This is a genomic window from Cellulosimicrobium cellulans (assembly GCF_006539945.1).
GTDB classification, from domain to species: Bacteria; Actinomycetota; Actinomycetes; order Actinomycetales; family Cellulomonadaceae; genus Cellulosimicrobium; species Cellulosimicrobium cellulans.
In genome coordinates this window covers 1-17,188 of the sequence record NZ_BJNZ01000005.1, presented here as the reverse complement: position 1 = coordinate 17,188, position 17,188 = coordinate 1, and the positions used below count along the sequence as shown (strand labels likewise).

The 17,188-nt window shown below is 74.6% G+C and carries 16 protein-coding genes; 8 read left to right on the top strand and 8 right to left on the bottom strand.

Annotated elements, in window-relative coordinates:
- From CCE02nite_RS05140 to CCE02nite_RS05125, 4 genes are all read left to right on the top strand, one after another.
- Complete coding sequence (locus CCE02nite_RS05140) at window positions 1-705, top strand: CoA transferase subunit B (RefSeq protein ID WP_304363326.1); 705 nt, start codon at window positions 1-3, stop codon at window positions 703-705.
- Entirely contained in the window at window positions 702-1,877 is a 1,176-nt protein-coding gene (locus CCE02nite_RS05135; protein WP_218027032.1) for an alpha/beta hydrolase, read from the top strand. The genes CCE02nite_RS05140 and CCE02nite_RS05135 overlap by 4 nt, the downstream gene beginning before the upstream one ends.
- On the top strand, window positions 1,874-3,079 hold the full coding sequence (locus tag CCE02nite_RS05130; RefSeq protein ID WP_141388607.1) for an acetyl-CoA C-acyltransferase: 1,206 nt from the start codon (window positions 1,874-1,876) through the stop codon (window positions 3,077-3,079). Before CCE02nite_RS05135 ends, CCE02nite_RS05130 begins: the two co-directional genes overlap by 4 nt.
- 66 nt (window positions 3,080-3,145) lie before the next feature.
- Window positions 3,146-4,906, top strand: a complete 1,761-nt coding sequence (locus tag CCE02nite_RS05125; protein ID WP_255318648.1) for an alpha/beta hydrolase — start codon at window positions 3,146-3,148, stop codon at window positions 4,904-4,906.
- Between the two features lie 67 nt (window positions 4,907-4,973).
- Here CCE02nite_RS05125 and CCE02nite_RS05120 read toward each other — a convergent pair whose 3' ends face one another.
- Entirely contained in the window at window positions 4,974-6,467 is a 1,494-nt protein-coding gene (locus tag CCE02nite_RS05120; RefSeq protein ID WP_141388772.1) for a helix-turn-helix transcriptional regulator, read from the bottom strand.
- 180 nt (window positions 6,468-6,647) lie between these two features.
- Between CCE02nite_RS05120 and aceA the strand changes: the two genes are divergently transcribed.
- The 3 genes from aceA (at window position 6,648) to CCE02nite_RS05105 (ending at window position 11,113) form a co-directional block, all read left to right on the top strand.
- Window positions 6,648-8,078 carry an isocitrate lyase gene (aceA, locus tag CCE02nite_RS05115; RefSeq protein ID WP_255318647.1) on the top strand — a complete coding sequence of 477 codons (1,431 nt, stop codon included), beginning with the start codon at window positions 6,648-6,650 and terminating at the stop codon, window positions 8,076-8,078.
- Window positions 8,079-8,212: 134 nt separating this feature from the next.
- A complete protein-coding gene (gene aceB, locus CCE02nite_RS05110; RefSeq protein ID WP_141388606.1) occupies window positions 8,213-9,967 on the top strand; it encodes a malate synthase A in 1,755 nt (584 codons plus the stop codon).
- Window positions 9,968-10,540: 573 nt separating this feature from the next.
- Window positions 10,541-11,113 (top strand): hypothetical protein, encoded by a 573-nt coding sequence (locus CCE02nite_RS05105; RefSeq protein WP_141388605.1) that lies wholly within the window; start codon window positions 10,541-10,543, stop codon window positions 11,111-11,113.
- Window positions 11,114-11,193: 80 nt separating this feature from the next.
- Here the strand turns inward: CCE02nite_RS05105 and CCE02nite_RS05100 are convergent, their stop codons facing one another.
- The 4 genes from CCE02nite_RS05100 to CCE02nite_RS05085 form a co-directional block, all read right to left on the bottom strand.
- A complete protein-coding gene (locus tag CCE02nite_RS05100) occupies window positions 11,194-12,054 on the bottom strand; it encodes an aminoglycoside phosphotransferase family protein (protein WP_141388604.1) in 861 nt (286 codons plus the stop codon).
- A gap of 56 nt (window positions 12,055-12,110) precedes the next feature.
- On the bottom strand, window positions 12,111-12,896 hold the full coding sequence (locus CCE02nite_RS05095) for a YidC/Oxa1 family membrane protein insertase (RefSeq protein WP_141388603.1): 786 nt from the start codon (window positions 12,894-12,896) through the stop codon (window positions 12,111-12,113).
- Between the two features lie 120 nt (window positions 12,897-13,016).
- Window positions 13,017-13,301 carry a DUF6412 domain-containing protein gene (locus CCE02nite_RS05090; RefSeq protein WP_141388602.1) on the bottom strand — a complete coding sequence of 95 codons (285 nt, stop codon included), beginning with the start codon at window positions 13,299-13,301 and terminating at the stop codon, window positions 13,017-13,019.
- 42 nt (window positions 13,302-13,343) lie between these two features.
- On the bottom strand, window positions 13,344-13,715 hold the full coding sequence (locus tag CCE02nite_RS05085) for a DUF779 domain-containing protein (protein WP_255318666.1): 372 nt from the start codon (window positions 13,713-13,715) through the stop codon (window positions 13,344-13,346).
- On the opposite strand from CCE02nite_RS05085, the gene CCE02nite_RS20405 reads away from it, so the two are divergent.
- On the top strand, window positions 13,689-13,901 hold the full coding sequence (locus CCE02nite_RS20405) for a hypothetical protein (protein ID WP_170227222.1): 213 nt from the start codon (window positions 13,689-13,691) through the stop codon (window positions 13,899-13,901). The two genes, CCE02nite_RS05085 and CCE02nite_RS20405, sit on opposite strands and share 27 nt — an antisense overlap.
- 12 nt (window positions 13,902-13,913) lie before the next feature.
- Here the strand turns inward: CCE02nite_RS20405 and adh are convergent, their stop codons facing one another.
- From adh to CCE02nite_RS20400, 3 genes are all read right to left on the bottom strand, one after another.
- A complete protein-coding gene (gene adh, locus CCE02nite_RS05080) occupies window positions 13,914-15,437 on the bottom strand; it encodes an aldehyde dehydrogenase (protein WP_141388600.1) in 1,524 nt (507 codons plus the stop codon).
- Between the two features lie 166 nt (window positions 15,438-15,603).
- The gene (locus CCE02nite_RS05075; protein WP_255318646.1) at window positions 15,604-16,914 is read right to left on the bottom strand and encodes a helix-turn-helix domain-containing protein; all 1,311 of its coding nucleotides are present in this window, start codon (window positions 16,912-16,914) and stop codon (window positions 15,604-15,606) included.
- A gap of 59 nt (window positions 16,915-16,973) precedes the next feature.
- A partial coding sequence (locus tag CCE02nite_RS20400; RefSeq protein ID WP_218027031.1) for a hypothetical protein occupies window positions 16,974-17,188 on the bottom strand: 215 nt, incomplete at its 5' end.

Here is a 17,188-nt window from a genome sequence, read left to right as displayed (position 1 = left end):
GTGCCGCTCACCCGTGACGAGATGGCCGCGCGCGCCGCGCGCGAGCTCCAGGACGGTTGGTACGTCAACCTCGGCATCGGCCTGCCGACGCTCGTGCCCAACTACGTGCCCGACGACAAGCACCTCGTGCTCCAGTCCGAGAACGGGATCCTCGGCGTCGGGCCCTACCCGACCGAGGACGCCGTCGACCCCGATCTCATCAACGCCGGCAAGGAGACCGTCACCGTCCTGCCGGGCGCCGCGTTCTTCGACTCGGCGCTGAGCTTCGGCATGATCCGCGGCGGCAAGATCGACGCCGCGATCCTCGGCGGCATGCAGGTCTCCGAGACGGGCGACCTCGCCAACTGGATGATCCCCGGCAAGATGGTCAAGGGACCCGGGGGCGCGATGGACCTCGTGCACGGGGCCGGGCGCGTCATCGTGCTCATGGAGCACGTGGCGCGCGACGGGTCGCCCAAGATCCTGCGCTCGTGCTCCCTGCCGCTCACCGGGCGGGGCGTCGTGCACCGGGTCATCACGGACCTCGCGGTGATCGACGTGACGCCCGACGGCCTCGTGCTGCGCGAGACCGCGCCGGGCGTGAGCGTCGACGACGTGCGCGCCGCGACCGAGCCCGACCTCGCCGTCGCGCTCGACGACGCCCCGCTCGACGTGGCCGACGCCGGTCCGGGACCGTCCACGCAGGCCGCGGGGACGCCGTCGTGACGCGCGACGTGCGGCGCCGCGAGGTGCTGCGCCGCGACGTCCCGACCCCGCGCGGGCGCGAGCACGTGCGCGAGGTCGCCACCGAGCGCGACGCGCGCGCGACCGTCCTGCTCGTGCACGGCAACTGCTCGTCGTCGGCGTTCTTCGACCCGCTGCTGCGCGCGCTGCCCGCCGACGTGCGCGGCGTCGCCGTCGACCTGCGCGGGTACGGCGACGCCGAGCCCCGGCCCGTCGACGCGACCCGCGGCGTGCGGGACTTCGCCGACGACGTCGCGGCCGTCCTCGACGCGCTCGACCTCGCACGCCCGCTCGTCGCCGTCGCGCACTCCGCGGGCGCGGGCGTCGTGCTGCAGCTCGCGACCGACCGGCCCGACCTGTTCGACGCGATCCTCCTCGAGGCACCCATGTCGCCCTACGGGTTCGGCGGCACGCGCGACGTCGACGGCGCGCCGCTCTCCCCCGACTTCGCGGGCTCGGGCGGCGGGACGGCGAACCCCGCGTTCGTGGCGGCGCTCGCCGCGGGCGACCGCAGCGAGGACGCCGGGTCGCCGCGCGACGTGCTGCGTCGGTTCTACGTCGCCGACCCGGCCTCGCTCGGCGAGCCGCTGGGCACGCTCGAGGAGCTCCTGCTCGACTCCGTGCTCTCCACGCGCACGGGCGACGGCAACTACCCGGGCGACCGGACGGCGTCCGACACCTGGCCCGGCGTGGCGCCCGGGACGCAGGGCATGAACAACGCGATCAGCGCCAAGTACTGCGACCTGTCCGGCTTCGCGACCTCCGGGGCCACAGCACCCGTGCTGTGGGTGCGCGGCGACGCCGACGCGATCGTCTCCGACGCGTCGCTGTTCGACCTCGCGCAGCTCGGCGCGCTCGGCGCCGTCCCCGGCTGGCCGGGGGCCGAGACGCACCCGCCGCAGCCGATGGTCGCCCAGACCCGGGCCGTCCTCGACGCCTACGCGGCCGCGGGCGGGCGGTACCGTGAAGAGGTGCGGCCCGGCGTCGGGCACAGTCCCCACCTCGAGGAGCCGGACGTGTTCCTCGGGCTCCTGCTCGGGCTGGTCGACGGTGCCGTCGCCGTCGTCGACACCGCCGCCGCCGCACGAGCGGGCGCCACACCCCCGGCGCCCGCGCAGACACCGCCGTCCGCACCCCTGGAGGTCCAGCCGTGAGCACCACCACCCCGCACTCCCCTGACGACGTCGTGGTCGTCGCCGCCGCCCGCACACCCCAGGGGCGGCTCAAGGGCTCGCTCGCCGCGCTGACCGCGGTCGAGCTCGGCGCCGTCGCCGCGCGCGCCGCGATCGAGCGCTCGGGGCTCGGCGCGGACGCCGTCGACGCCGTGGTGCTCGGCCAGGTGCTCCAGGCCGGGGCCGGTCAGAACCCCGCGCGCCAGACGGCCGCCGCCGCGGGGGTGGGCTGGGACGTGCCCGCCGTGACGGTGAACAAGGTGTGCCTCTCCGGGCTCACCGCCGTGATCGACGGGACGCGGATGATCCGCTCCGGCGAGGCGGAGGTCGTGCTCGTCGGCGGCCAGGAGTCCATGACCGACGCGCCGCACCTCCTGCCCGGCTCGCGCGCCGGGTTCGCGTTCGGCGACGCGACGCTCGTCGACGCCGTCGCGCGCGACGGGCTCACCGACGCGTTCGACCGCGCCTCCATGGGCGTCTCGACCGAGCGCACCAACGTGGGCGACGTGTACGTCTCGCGCGAGGAGCAGGACGCCGTCGCGGCGGCCTCGCACCAGCGCGCCGCGGCCGCGGCGAAGGACGGCCTGTTCGACGCCGAGCTCGCGCCCGTGAGCGTCCCGCAGCGCCGGGGCGAGCCGGTCGAGGTGCGCGACGACGAGGGCGTGCGCCCCGACACGACCACCGAGACCTTGGCGCGCCTGCGCCCCGCGTTCGACCCCGAGGGCACCATCACCGCGGGCAACGCGTCGCAGATCTCCGACGGCGCGGCCGCGCTCGTGCTGACGACCCGCGCCCGGGCCGAGTCCGCGGGCGCGCCGGTGCTCGCGACCGTACGGACGTGGGGCCAGGTCGCCGGCCCGGACACGTCCCTGCACTCCCAGCCCGCGCGCGCGATCCAGCAGGCCCTCGACCGGGCCGGATGGACGGTCGACGACCTCGACCTCGTCGAGATCAACGAGGCGTTCGCGACCGTCGTCGCGGTCTCCACGCGCGTGCTCGGCGTCTCGCCGGACGTCGTCAACGTGCACGGCGGCGGCATCTCGCTCGGCCACCCCATCGGCGCGTCCGGTGCCCGCCTCGCGGTCCACGCGGCGCACGAGCTCGCGCGCCGCGGGGGCGGGCGCGTCGCCGTCGGGCTGTGCGGCGGAGGCGGCCAGGGAGAGGCGCTGCTGCTGGAGGCGTGACCGCTCCCGGCGCGGGCGCGGGCGCTTCGAGGGGACGGTTCGCGGCGCCTCGCCTACGCTCGCGATGTGCAGCCCACCGTGACGGAGACCCGTACCCCCGAGCCCGTCGACGAGAAGCCCGCGAGGCACGGGGTGTGGGGGCGGTGGCTCCGGCGGTTCTCCGCGACCGGGCTGGTGCTCGCGCTGCTGTGGTTCTGCCTGTCGTTCACGCCGTCGCTCATCCCGCGCGCCTGGTACTACCAGGCGGTGATCTCCGGGGTGAGCGCGGTCGGCGGGTACGGCGTCGGGGCGTTCGTCGAGTGGTTCGCGCTCAAGGTCGGGCTCCGGATCCGCTGGACGGCGCGCGCGAGCCGGATCGCGTGGTGGGTGCTCGCCGGGGCGGCGACCGTGCTCGTGCCGCTCTCGCTGATCCTCGGGGCGCGCCGCCAGATCGAGCTGCGGCACCTGTTCGGCATGTCCGAGGACGTGCCCGGGCGCGAGGTCGTCACGCTGCTCGTGGCGCTCGCCGTCGCGCTGCTCGTGCTCCAGGTGGGCCGCGGTCTGCGGCGCCTCGCGCGCTGGCTCAGCCTCGTCGTCGACAACGTCGTGCCCGCGCCCGTGGCCCGGTTCGTCAGCGGCGTCGTCGTCGCCGTGGTCGTCGTCCTGGTGTTCAACGGCGTCATCTGGTCGGGTGCGCTCAACGCGCTGAACTCGATCTACGCGACCGCGAACGCCGACGTCGACCCGCGCCTGTCGCCCCCGGCCCAGCCCGAGCGGTCCGGGTCGGACGCGTCCCCCGAGACGTGGGACTCGCTCGGCGCGGAGGGTCGCAAGTTCGTCGTGTCCGGCCCGACCGTCGACGAGCTGCGCGCGTTCGCCCAGGCGGGCGACGTCGTCGACCCTGCGGACGTGCGCGAGCCGATCCACGCCTACGCCGGCCTCGATCCGGACGGCGACCTCGACGCCACGGCGGCCCGCGTCGTCGACGAGCTCGACCGCACCGACGCGTGGGACCGGTCGGTCCTCGTCGTCGCGACCACGACGGGGACGGGCTGGGTCGACCCGGGCATGGTGGAGGCGCTCGAGCTCATGCACGGCGGCGACACCGCGATCGCGAGCATGCAGTACTCGTACCTGCCGAGCTGGATCAGCTTCGTGGGCGACCGCTCGACCCCGCCCGCGGCCGGCAGAGCGCTGTTCGAGGCCGTGTACGACCGCTGGTCGGAGCTCCCCGAGGACGACCGCCCGCGCCTGCTCGCGTTCGGCATCTCGCTCGGGTCGTTCGGCATGCAGGGCGCGTTCAGCGGCGTCCAGGACGTCGAGGCCCGCTCCGACGGTGCGATGTTCACCGGGACGCCCGGGTTCACGCCGCTGTGGCGCGAGCTCACCGACGCGCGCGATCCCGGGTCGCTCGAGTACGCGCCCGTGCTCGACGACGGCCGCCAGGTCCGCTGGGGCGACCCGGTCGCGACCGGGGTCGCCGACCTGTGGGGGCCCGGCCCGCGCTGGGACGAGCCACGCGTCGTCTACCTCCAGCACGCGTCCGACGGCGTGACCTGGTGGGGACCCGAGACGCTGTGGTCGGAGCCCGACTGGCTGCGCGAGCCGCGCGGGCCCGACGTGCTGGGTGACGTGCGGTGGTACCCGTTCGTCACGTTCTGGCAGCTCACGGGCGACCTGTTCGTCGCGGCCGCGTCCGACATCCCGCCGGGCCACGGCCACGTCTACCACCTCGAGTACGCCGACGGGTTCGCCGCCCTGCACGCCCCGGACGGCTGGTCGGACGCCGACACCGTGCGCCTCAAGGACGCCATGGACGCGCCGACCGAGGGCGGCTCGATCGGCTGACGGTGGCATCCGTCGAGTCCTGGGAACGTGTCGCCGGAGCCCCGTGCGAACGACACACGCCCAGCACTCAGCGGGGGGCGTGGGACTCGAGGAACGAGTAGACCTCGGTCGTGTCGACGCCGGGGAACGCGCCGGTCGGCATCGCGGCGAGCATCGACGCGTGCGGGCGGGCGCTCGGCCACGACTGCCCGGCCCAGCGGTCGGAGAGCGCGTCCGGCGGGCGGCGGCAGCACGCGCCGTCCGGGCAGCGGGAGACCAGACGCTCGGTCGTGTCGCGGCCCAGGAACCACTTCACGTGCGCGAACGGCACGCCGACGCTCACCGAGAACTCGCCGTCCGCCGACGCCTGCACGCGCGACGTGCACCAGTAGGTGCCGCTCGGCGTGTCCGTGTACTGGCTGAACGGACTGAGCCGGTCCTCGACCGCGAACACCGTGCGCGCGGTCCAGCTCCGGCACACGTACTGCCCCTCGACGGCGCCGAGCGGGTCGGCGGGGAAGCGGACGCCGTCGTTCTCGTACGCCTTGTGGATGACACCCGACTCGTGGACCTTCATGAAGTGCACGGGGATGCCGAGGTGCTTGGTCGCGAGGTTCGTGAACCGGTGCGCGGCCGTCTCGTACGACACGGCGAACGCGTCGCGCAGGTCCTCGATCGAGATCTCGCGCGCGTCCTTCGCGGCCCGCAGCGCCTTGACCGCGTGACGCTCGGGCAGCAGGAGCGCCGCCGCGAGGTAGTTGGCCTCGACGCGCTGGCGCAGGAACTCGCGGTAGTCGCGCGGCTCCGCGTGGCCGAGCACGTGCGGCGCGAGCGCCTGGAGCAGCGCCGACGTCGCGTTGGACCGCCCACGCATCCCGTTGCTCGGCAGGTAGACGCGGCGGTGGCGCAGGTCGAGCACCGAGCGGGTCGAGTGCGGCAGGTCGCCCACGTAGTGCAGCGTGAAGCCCAGGTGCGCCGCGATGTCCGCCGCGACGCGCTGGGGCAGCGGGCCGCCCGCGTGCCCCACGCCGTCGAGCAGCTCTGCCGCGGCGTCCTCGAGCTCCGGGAAGTAGTTGTCCTGCGCGCGCATCGTGGATCGCAGCTCCGCGTTCGCGCGCCGCGCCTCCTCAGGCGTCGCCGCGCGCTCGGTGTGCAGTCGCTGGAGCTCGCGCTCCAGCGCCACGATCGTCTCGAGCGCGTCCGTGGGCAGCGACTTGCCGACCCGCACCGGGCGCAGCCCGAGCGCGTCGAAGAGCGGGCCCCGCTGCGCCCGCTCCAGCTCGATCTCGAGCGCGTCCCGGCGCGACGGCGCCTCGGGCGACAGCAGGTCGTCGAGGCTCGCGCCCAGCGCCCGCGCGACGGCCTGGAGCTGCGCGAACTTGGGCTCGCGCTTGCCGTTCTCCAGGAGCGACACCTGGGACGGTGCGCGGCCGATCGCGGCCCCGAGCTCGTCGAGCGTCAGGCCCCGCGCGGTGCGCAGGTGCCGGATCCTGCGGCCGATCGTGAGGGCGTCGGGCTCGCTCTCCAGCGGGATTTCCGCATGTTCCGCGATTCCGGCCGGTCGCGTCGTCGGGATAGCCATGACTGAGAGTGACACGCGCCACTCCTTCCGCACAAGAGAAGAACTGCGATTCTTTCGCCGGATCTGGCTTGAGACGGGGTTGCCCGCGGGAGGAAGGTCGAAGCACGGACCTCGCCGAGGTCCACCGACCGGCCCGTCCGGTCCGCGCGGAGCGGGCCGGCGCACCACCAGGAGGCACCCGTGAACAGGCCCACCATCGTCAGCCGCCGCTCCCCGTCCGAGTACGCGGGCGGCGCCCGTCCGCTCGGCGCCGTCGCGACCACGGCGGACGTCGCGGGCCGCACCCCGGACCGCGCCGAGAGCGACGGTCCCCGCCCCGGCGACCAGACCCAGACGGCGGCCGAGATCGCCGAGCAGTGGGCGAGCGACCCGCGCTGGGCCGGCCTCCAGCGCGACTACACCGCGGAGGACGTCGTCGCGCTGCGCGGCTCGGTGCGCGAGGAGCACACGCTCGCGCGCCGCGGGGCCGAGAAGCTCTGGGAGCAGATCCACACCGAGGAGTGGGTCGCCGCGCTCGGCGCGTTCACCGGCAACCAGGCCGTGCAGCAGGTGCGCGCGGGCCTCAAGGCCATCTACCTGTCCGGGTGGCAGGTCGCGGCCGACGCCAACCTGTCCGGCCAGACGTACCCCGACCAGTCGCTCTACCCCGCCAACTCCGTGCCCGCCGTCGTGCGCCGCATCAACAACGCGCTCCTGCGCGCGGACCAGATCGAGACCGCGGAGCGCGCCGGGTCGGACGAGAAGGAGCCGCGCCGCGACTGGCTCGCCCCGATCGTCGCCGACGCCGAGGCCGGGTTCGGCGGCCCGCTCAACGCGTACGAGCTCATGCACTCGATGATCGCCGCGGGCGCCGCGGGCGTGCACTGGGAGGACCAGCTCGCGTCGGAGAAGAAGTGCGGCCACCTTGGGGGCAAGGTGCTCGTGCCCACGAGCCAGCACATCCGCACGCTCAACGCCGCGCGCCTCGCCGCCGACGTCGCGGGCGTGCCGTCGGTCATCATCGCCCGCACGGACTCGCTCGCCGCGGACCTGCTGACGTCCGACGTCGACGAGCGCGACCGCCCGTTCCTCATGGGCGAGCGCACCTCGGAGGGCTTCTACCGCGTGCGCCCGGGCCTCGACGCGGTCGTCGCGCGCGGCCTCGCGTACGCGCCGTACTCCGACCTCATCTGGGTCGAGACGGGCGAGCCCGACCTCGAGCTCGCGCGCACGTTCGCCGAGACGATCCACGCGCGGTACCCGGACAAGAAGCTCGCGTACAACTGCTCGCCGTCGTTCAACTGGAAGAAGCACCTCGACGACGCCCAGATCGCGAGCTTCCAGAAGGAGCTCGCCGCCATGGGCTACGCGTTCCAGTTCATCACGCTGGCCGGCTTCCACGCCGTCTCGCACTCCATGTTCGAGCTCGCGCGCGGGTACGACGAGCGCGCGATGTCCGCCTACGTCGAGCTCCAGGAGGCCGAGTTCGCCTCCGAGGCCGACGGCTACACCGCCACCCGCCACCAGCGGGAGGTCGGCACCGGCTACTTCGACCGGGTCGCCACGGCTCTCAACCCCGACGCCGCCACCCTCGCGCTCGCGGGGTCCACCGAGACCGCTCAGTTCCACTAAGCCCCCTCGCGAGGTAGAGGAGCGGTCCCGCGAGGTAGAGGCCTGGTCACGACCACGCCTCTACCTCGCGGGACCAGGGCTCTACCTCGGCCTACCAGAGCTCTACCTCGCGACATCGACCTTCGGAGCACGCCATGACCACGCTGACCACGACCACCTCTCCTCCCTCCCCCTCGGGCACGCCCCAGACCGGGCCCGACGGCGGCCCGCGCCCCGAGCGGCCGGCCCGGCCCGCGCCGTCGGGCGCCCTGCGCGTCATCGGCACGCTGGGCGAGCGCTACCGCGAGATCCTCACGCCCGAGGCGCTCGACTTCCTCACCCTGCTGCACGACCGGTTCGTGGCCCGCCGCCACGAGCTGCTCATGGACCGGCAGCAGCGCCGGCAGGACGTCGCGGACGGCATCGACCCCGACTTCCGGGCCGCGACGCGGCCCGTGCGCGACGACCCCTCGTGGCGCGTCGCCGGCTCGGCCGGCGCGCCGGGCCTCGAGGACCGCCGCGTCGAGATCACCGGGCCGACCGACCCGAAGATGACGATCAACGCCCTCAACTCCGGCGCCAAGGTCTGGCTCGCGGACGCCGAGGACGCGTCGAGCCCCACGTGGCGCAACGTGATCGAGGGCCAGCTCGCGCTGCACGACGCGATCCGCGGGACGCTCACCCACACGACCGGCTCGGGCGACCACCGCAAGGAGTACCGCCTGCGCTCGACGACGCTCACCGACCTGCCGACGATCGTGTTCCGCCCGCGCGGGTGGCACCTCATCGAGAAGCACATGCGGTACGTCGACCGGGCCGGGGTCAGCGTGTCGGCGTCGGCGTCGCTCGTCGACTTCGGGCTGTACCTGTTCCACAACGCGCACGAGCTCGTCGCGCGCGGCCGGGGGCCGTACTTCTACCTGCCCAAGCTCGAGGGCTACCGCGAGGCACGGCTGTGGAACGACGTGTTCGTCCTCGCTCAGGAGTACCTGGGGCTGCCGCAGGGCACGATCCGCGCGACCGTGCTGATCGAGACCCTGCCCGCGGCCTTCGAGATGGAGGAGATCCTCCACGAGCTGCGCGACCACTGCGCCGGGCTCAACGCCGGGCGGTGGGACTACCTGTTCTCCGTCATCAAGGCGTTCCGCACGCGCGGCGACTCCTACGTGCTGCCCGACCGCGCGCAGGTCACCATGACGGCGCCGTTCATGCGCGCCTACACCGAGCTGCTCGTCGCGACGTGCCACAAGCGCGGCGCGCACGCGATCGGCGGGATGAGCGCGTTCATCCCCGACCGGCGCCGGCCGGACGTCACCGAACGAGCCTTCGAGCAGGTGCGGGCCGACAAGCGTCGCGAGGCGACGGACGGGTTCGACGGGACGTGGGTCGCGCACCCCGACCTCATCGAGGTCGCGCGCGGCGAGTTCGACGCGGTGCTGGGCGACCGCCCGCACCAGGTGTCTCGCCTGCGCGACGACGTCGAGGTGGGCCAGCACGAGCTGCTCGACATCGGCTCGGCCCGCCGCGCCGGGGCGACCGTGACCGCGGCAGGCCTGCGCTCCAACGTCTCCGTCGGGGTGCGGTACCTCGAGTCCTGGTTGCGCGGCGTCGGCGCCGCCGCGATCGACCACCTCATGGAGGATGCCGCGACCGCCGAGATCTCGCGCTCGCAGGTCTGGCAGTGGATCGCGTCGGGCACGCGCACCGAGAACGGCGTGCCCATCACGCGCGACCGCGTCGAGGCACTCCTCGCCGAGATCGTCGACGACCTGCCGCGCCTCCCGGGCAACCGGATCGACGACGCCGCGCACGTGTTCCGCGCGGTCGCGCTCGCCGAGGACTTCCCGACGTTCCTCACCATCGGGGCCTACTCGCAGTTCCTGGTGGGCTCGGAGATCGACCAGCCGTAACCGGGCCCGCGAGCACGACATGGGGGTCGTTATCCGCTGAAGAGCGACCCCCATGTCGTGCTCGCGGGCGGGTGATGTCGTGGTCGGCAGGTCGTGCGTGCTCGACGGCGGGACCGTGCCCTGGTCGCACGTCGTTACCGCTCCTGGTGCTGGCAGGCCGAGATGTGGGAGCATCCGGCCACGCACGGCGACACGGTCGTCCGGGCGCTCGCCCGCACGACCCCGGAGCAGCCATGACCAACCCCTTCGCGCCACCCAGCCAGTCGACCTCGGGAGCGCCCCCCGCGCCGACTACCTCTGTCCCGGCCCCGACGGCGCCCCCAGCGACCTCGCCTCCGGTCCCCACGCCCGGGTACCACGCTCCCCCGCAGTCCACCGCGCCGCCGTCGCCGATCGGGCCCGGTCCGGCGCCCATCGGCCACGGTCCCGTCCCGCCAGGGCCGCTCCCGCCAGGGCCGCTCCGGCCGGGGCCGCCGTACCCCGTCGCCGGGCTCCCCGGCCCACCCCCGCCCGCCGCGCCGCGGTCTGTCCCGCACCGCCGTCGGGCTGATCGTCGGCGCCACGTGCCTCGCGGTGGGCGGCGGCGTCGGCTTCGCCGCCGGTGTCGCGAGCGACGCGGGCGGGCGTCTCGCCGACTGGTACACCGAGCCGGTCGAGGACGAGTGGTCCGAGGACTGGTCGGACGAGGACTGGTCCGAGGGCGAGTGGGAGGGCTCCGGGACGCGGGCCGACCCGTGGTTCTTCGACGGCTACACCGTCGCCGGCGAGGAGTGGGAGGTCCTCCTCGACCCGCCGTACGAGGCGACCGCGGAGATCCTCGCGCACAGCGACGTCAACGTCGCACCGCCGGAGGGCACGGAGTACTGGATCGTCCCGGTGACCGCCACGTACTACGGCCCCAGCTCGCAGGTGAGCGCGTGGGGGGCGATCGACGTCGGCTTCGTCGGCGACGACGGCGTCCATGTCGACGGACAGTGCGGCGCCGTGCCGGACGCCCTCGTCGGGACGGGCCTCGTCGGCACCGACGACACCGTGTCGGGCAACGTCTGCCTCGCGGTCCCCACGGGCGCGCCCGGGCTGTGGACGCTCTCGCTCGAGGGCTACGAGCCCTGGTACCTCACGGCGGACGCCCCGCTCGCGAGCTGACCGGCACCCGGAGCCCGGGTGCGGTTCGCCGCGCTCTGAGCGCGCCGCAGGGGGACGGAGCACGCCCCGCCCCCGTGCGCTCAGCCCAGCGCGTGCACGAAGTCCACGCGCTGCGCGGCGAACCAGGCCTCGTTCTCGTGGATCCGGTCCCCCACCCCGTCGTCCCACATGCGCTGCCAGCCGCCGCCGCGCACCCTTGCGGCATGCCGCATCGCGTACCAGCTCCGCGCGAACCGCTGCGCGAGCACGTCGAGCAGCGCGAGCCGCTGGGACCGGTCCAACCCGTACGCCTCCGCGAGGATCCGGGCGCGACGCGGTGCGTCGAGGTCCCGCAGCACGTCCGGTCGCGCCTCCGGCGGCGCGACCGGCGCCCAGTAGAGCAGCGTCGTCGCGACGTCGAGCAGGCGCGTGGTCGGCGCGGCGAGGTCGAAGTCGATCACGCCGACGAGCCGGTGCGGACCCTCCGGGTCGTCGCCGGCCGGGACGAACAGCGCGTTCTCGACCGTGAGGTCGTTGTGCCCGACGACGTCCGGCACGTCGAACACGTCCGGCACCTCCGGGAACTGCACCCGCTCGGGCCACGCGACGCCGTCCGGCAGCACGACGTCGAGCGACACCGCGTGGAGGTCCCGCAGCCACTCCCCGAGCTGGACGAGCACGTCCTCGCCGGTCGCCCACGCGTGCGGCGGGCGCCCGCCCATCTCGCCCGGCAGGAACGTCACGACCTCCCGGCCGTCGTCGTCGATCCCGAGGAACCGGGGCGCGCGCTCGAAGCCCGCGCGCTCCAGGTGCAGCAGGTACGCCTCGACGGCGGGGCTGTGCGGGCCGCGCGGACGGCGGACGGTGTCGCCGCGCCGGACGACCCCGTCCGACACGTCACCACCGAGCAGGGGGACCTCGACGTCGTCCGCGTCGTCGCGGTACGGGAGCAGATCGGTCATACCCGACACCTTCGCACGCGCGGCGGGCCGGTGACCAGGCCCGCCGCGCCGTCGCACTACACCGCCGTCCCGAACGGGAACCGACGACGCAGGACGAGCCGCTGCCCGAGCGTCCACGCGACCGTCACCAGCAGGTACACGCCTGCGGCGAGCGGGACGAAGCACGCGATCACCGCCGTCATGAACTGCAGGGCACCGAGAGCGTTCTGCAGGCCCGGAGCGGCGAGCGGGCCCGCGCCGGCGGCACCCGGACCGGTTGTCGCCCGCGGCACGGCGAGGCGACCGCCGGGCAGGGACGCCCGGCGCGTGAGCTCGCCGACGAGCGCGATGAGGAGCACGACCCCTCCCGTGACCACCAGGGTCGGGGCGGCCGCCGCACCCGCGCCGAGCGAGCCGACGAGGCTCGAGCCGAGCGGCGCACCCCAGAGCGTGTGCCCGAGCAGGGCGTTCGCGTGACCGGCGATCTGGGCGTGCAGGAACAGCGCGTAGACGACGGCGACCACAGGCGCCTGGGCGAGCATCGGCAGGCAGCCGGCGAACGGCGTCGTGCCCTCCTCGGCGTAGAGGTCGAGGGTCGCGCGCTGGAGCTTCTGCGGGTCGTCCCGGTGGCGACGCCGGAGCTCGGCGAGCCGGGGCGCGAGGCGTGCTCGGTCGCGCTCGGCCCTGGCCTGCGAGACGCCGACAGGGACGAGCAGCGCGCGGACGGCGAGCGTCAGCAGGACGACGGCGGCCGCGGCCGCAGCGCCTCCGGCGACGGGTTCGAGCAGGTCGGACAGGCCCATCAGGGCGCGGTAGGCGGCGTCGAGCACCGTGGAGACGAGCGGGAGGTCGAGCAGGTTCATGGTGGTGTCCTCGGTCGAACGTGCGGGGTACGCGTTCGCCGATCACCCTGCGCCGGGCAGGCAGGGGCACACCGCAGCGTCGTGCGCGCGGGGTGCGGTGGAGAGACCTCGGCCGGGTGATCAGCCGAGGGGTCGGCCGGGTGCCCGGGGCCGGGCACGGCCGGGGGCGTCCGGGTCGCTCTGCGTCACGGCAGGTCCGACGTCGACCGTGTCGCGCAGGCGACCTGCCGGGCGTGCCGCCACACCGAGCGCGAGGGGTGCGCCCCAGCGCGCGGCCACGGAGGCCACGGCCGCGACGAGGGCGGTGGCGCCGAGGAGGAAGAGCGTGGCCGTGAGGGTCGACGTGCCCAGCAGGAGCGTGAGCGCGGAGGCGAGGTCGCGCGCGACGACGAGAAGGTCGTTCATCGTGCCGCCTCCCCTCCGGTCACAGGCTGCCGTGGCCCCAGCCTAGGCCACGTCGAGCGCCGCCCACTCGTCGTCGGTGAGCAGGCGCGAGCGGATGATGAACCGCACGCCCTCCGGCGCCTCGACGCTGAACCCGGCGCCCCGGCCGGGCACGACGTCGATCGTCAGGTGCGTGTGCTTCCAGTACTCGAACTGGGCGCGGCTCATCCAGACGGGAACGCGGAACCCGCCCGGGCCGGGCGCGCCGGGCTCGTCGCCGCCGTCCGGGACGACGACCAGGTCGCCGAGGTGCACGTCGGCGTCGCCGAGCAGGAAGTCGCCCTGCGGGTAGCACATGGGCGACGACCCGTCGCAGCACCCACCGGACTGGTGGAACATGAGCTCGCCGTGGACCGGGCGCAGCCGCGCGAGCAGCGCCGCGGCGTCGTCGGTGAGCGCGACCCGCGCCGGTGGCGCGCCGACCGGGCCGGGCGAGGGGACGTCGTCGAGCACGGGAACCTCCTGGAGCACTGGCCGAGCTGGTGCCTGCTGCCCGTCGAGCGTGCGGTCGTCGCCCCGCAGGACGACGGGACGGTCGACGACCGCACGCTCGACGGGTGACGGGATCGCCGCCTAGAAGAAGCCGAGCTTCTGGGCCGAGTAGGAGACGAGGAGGTTCTTCGTCTGCTGGTAGTGGTCGAGCATCATCTTGTGGTTCTCGCGCCCGACGCCGGAGCCCTTGTACCCGCCGAACGCGGCGGCGGCGGGGTACGCGTGGTAGCAGTTGGTCCAGACGCGCCCGGCCTCGATGGTGCGGCCCGCGCGGTAGGCGGTGCTCCCCGACCGCGACCAGACGCCGGCGCCGAGCCCGTAGAGGGTGTCGTTGGCGATGGTCATGGCGTCGTCGAAGTCGGAGAAGTCGGTGACGGCGACGACGGGACCGAAGATCTCCTCCTGGAAGATCCGCATCGAGTTCTTGCCCTCGAAGATCGTGGGCGTCACGTAGTACCCGCCCGCGAGGTCGCCGCCGAGCTCGGCGCGCGTCCCGCCCGTGAGGACCTTCGCGCCCTCGGCCTTGCCGATCTCGATGTACGACAGGATCTTCTCCAGCTGGTCGTTGGACGCCTGCGCGCCGATCATCGTCGCGGTGTCGAGCGGGTTGCCCTGCTTGACGGCCTGGGTCCGGGCGACCGCGTCGCCGAGGAACGTGTCGTAGATCGACGACTGGATGAGGGCCCGCGACGGGCACGTGCACACCTCGCCCTGGTTGAGGGCGAACATGGTGAACCCCTCGAGGGCCTTGTCGTAGAAGTCGTCGCGCGCGTCGGCGACGTCGGAGAAGAAGATGTTCGGCGACTTGCCGCCGAGCTCGAGCGTGACCGGGATGATGTTCTGGCTCGCGTACTGCATGATCAGGCGGCCGGTCGTCGTCTCGCCCGTGAACGCGATCTTGCGGATGCGCGGGCTGGACGCGAGCGGCTTGCCCGCCTCGACGCCGAACCCGTTGACGACGTTCACCACCCCGGGCGGCAGCAGGTCGCCGATGACGTCCATGAGGAAGAGGATCGACGCGGGCGTCTGCTCGGCCGGCTTGAGCACGACGCAGTTGCCCGCCGCGAGCGCCGGGGCGAGCTTCCACACGGCCATGAGGATCGGGAAGTTCCAGGGGATGATCTGCCCGACGACGCCGAGCGGCTCGTGGAAGTGGTACGCGATGGTGTCCTCGTCGATCTCGGAGATCGACCCCTCCTGCGCGCGGATCGCGCCCGCGAAGTAGCGGAAGTGGTCGATCGCGAGCGGGATGTCGGCCGCGAGCGTCTCGCGGACCGGCTTGCCGTTCTCCCACGTCTCCGCGACGGCGATCCGCTCGAGGTTCTCCTCCATCCGGTCAGCGATCTTGTTGAGGATGTTCGCGCGCTCGGTCGCGCTCGTGCGACCCCACGACCGGGCGGCGCCGTGCGCGGCGTCGAGCGCGCGCTCGATGTCGTCGGCGGTGCCGCGCGCGACCTCGGTGAAGGTCCGGCCCGTGACCGGGCTGGGGTTCTCGAAGTACTGCCCGCCGGCCGGCGCGACGTACTCGCCGCCGATCCAGTGGTCGTACCGGGCCCTGTACTCGGCGATCGCCCCGTCCGTGCCGGGAGCTGCGTAGACCGTCATCGTCTGCCTCCTCGCAGTGGTGACTCGCCGCGCCCCTGAGGGAGCTCGCCGTCGGGCGGGGAGTGCCCGACGGCGGTGCGCGGCACGGCGCCTCGTCGCGCCGTGGCACGACGCTAGGCACGCGAGGGTTGCAGCACCGTTGCAGCGCGCGCCCGACAGGTCTCGGTCAGGAGAGCTCGTCGTCGAGGAGGTCGAGGTGCGCGCGGGCGCGGACCCAGAGCGGGCTGCCGTGGTGGGCGACGCTCTGGAGACGCGTCCACGCAGCGTGGTCCTCGGCGCCGTCGTCGGTGCGGGTCCACGCGTCGAGGACGTCGGCGTCGCCCGCCGACACGACGGCCGCGCGGAGCTCCGCCGCGAGCTCGGCGCGCAGGTGCTCGACGGCGGGCGCGCCGGAGCGCGGGAGGAGCGGCCCCCGGTAGGCGGCGACCGCTCCCCGGACGTCGCCGACCGCGAGCCGGTCGCGCACGACGTCGGCGTCCGTCCGCAGGGGTCGCGCGAGCCGGTACGGGCGGGAGCCGGCGAGGAGCGGGCCGGCGACGCGGCGCAGGCGCGAGACCTCGGCGCGCACGGTGACGTCCGAGAGCGCGCCGGGGTGCAGGAGCACGGCGAGCTCGTCCGCGGAGAGGCCGCGCGGGTGCGCGGCGAGGAGCGCGAGGATCTCGGCGTGCCGCAGCGACAACCGGTGCTCGAGGCCGTCCGCCGCGCGGAGCACGGGCGTGATGCCGAGCACGAACAGCTCGGGTGCGCCGTCGCGCGGCGGGGCAGGGACGGTCCCGGAGCCGCCGGCCCCGGGTGCGGACGCGCGCTGGGCGAGCTCCCGCTCGAGGCTCAGGACCGTGGCCCGCACGAGCGAGAGGACGACGCTCGAGGCCGCCGACTGGCGGCCGGTGACGTCGAGGACACCGAGGACGCGCCCGGTCCCGGGCTCGTGGATGGGGACCGCCGTGCAGCTGAACGCCTGGACGGGACGGGAGAAGTGCTCCGCGCCGAGGACCTGCACGGCCCGACGCGCGGCCAGCGCGGTCCCGGGGGCGTTGGTCCCGACGCGCTCCTCGCGCCACACCGACCCCTCGACGAACCCGACGCGCTCGACCGCGCCCCGCAGCGCGCGGCTGCCCTCGACCCACAGGAGCCGGCCCGCGTCGTCGGACACGGCGACGGCGAGGCCGTCGTCCGCCGCGGCGTCGACGACGAGCTCGCGCACCACGGGCATGACCCCGGCGAGCGGGTGGGCGTCGCGGTAGGCGACGAGGTCGTCGCGGGCGAGCGCCGACTCCGTGCGCGGGCCCTCGGGGTCGACGCCGCTGTGCACGGACCGGCGCCACGAGTCGGCGACGACCGGGTGGACGCCGTGCGGGAGGACGCCGTCGACGAGGAACGACCGGTAGGCGGCGCGGACCGAGCGGGCGTCGCGGCGCGCGTCGGGTCGACGCGGGTGCGCGTCCGAGCGCAGCGGCGGTGCGAGGGTGCGCGACACGGGACCTCCCACGTCGTCGTGCGGTGCTGGGCCCAGTGTAGGGCGCGCCCGTCGGCGCGCTACCGCGGCGGCGGGGCGGGCGCGGCCCCGCCCGCGACCCTCGCGTCCGCCGCGACGCGGCGCAGCCCGGCGAGGACGACGCTCGTCGCCGCGGTGGGCGGGGCGCCGCGGCGCACCGCGGCGTACACCGGGCGCGTCCAGGGCGCCCGCAGCGGGCGGGCGACGACGTCGTACCGGGGGTCGACGGCGAGGCCCGGCAGCAGCGCGACCGACA

What these genes read in the sequence shown, in the direction of transcription:
- CCE02nite_RS05120 (WP_141388772.1), bottom strand. Translation starts at nt 6,467, where the DNA reads ATGGCTATCCCGACGACGCGACCGGCCGGAATCGCGGAACATGCGGAA.
- aceB (WP_141388606.1), top strand. Translation starts at nt 8,213, where the DNA reads ATGACCACGCTGACCACGACCACCTCTCCTCCCTCCCCCTCGGGCACG.
- CCE02nite_RS05100 (WP_141388604.1), bottom strand. Translation starts at nt 12,054, where the DNA reads ATGACCGATCTGCTCCCGTACCGCGACGACGCGGACGACGTCGAGGTC.
- CCE02nite_RS05095 (WP_141388603.1), bottom strand. Translation starts at nt 12,896, where the DNA reads ATGAACCTGCTCGACCTCCCGCTCGTCTCCACGGTGCTCGACGCCGCC.
- CCE02nite_RS05090 (WP_141388602.1), bottom strand. Translation starts at nt 13,301, where the DNA reads ATGAACGACCTTCTCGTCGTCGCGCGCGACCTCGCCTCCGCGCTCACG.
- adh (WP_141388600.1), bottom strand. Translation starts at nt 15,437, where the DNA reads ATGACGGTCTACGCAGCTCCCGGCACGGACGGGGCGATCGCCGAGTAC.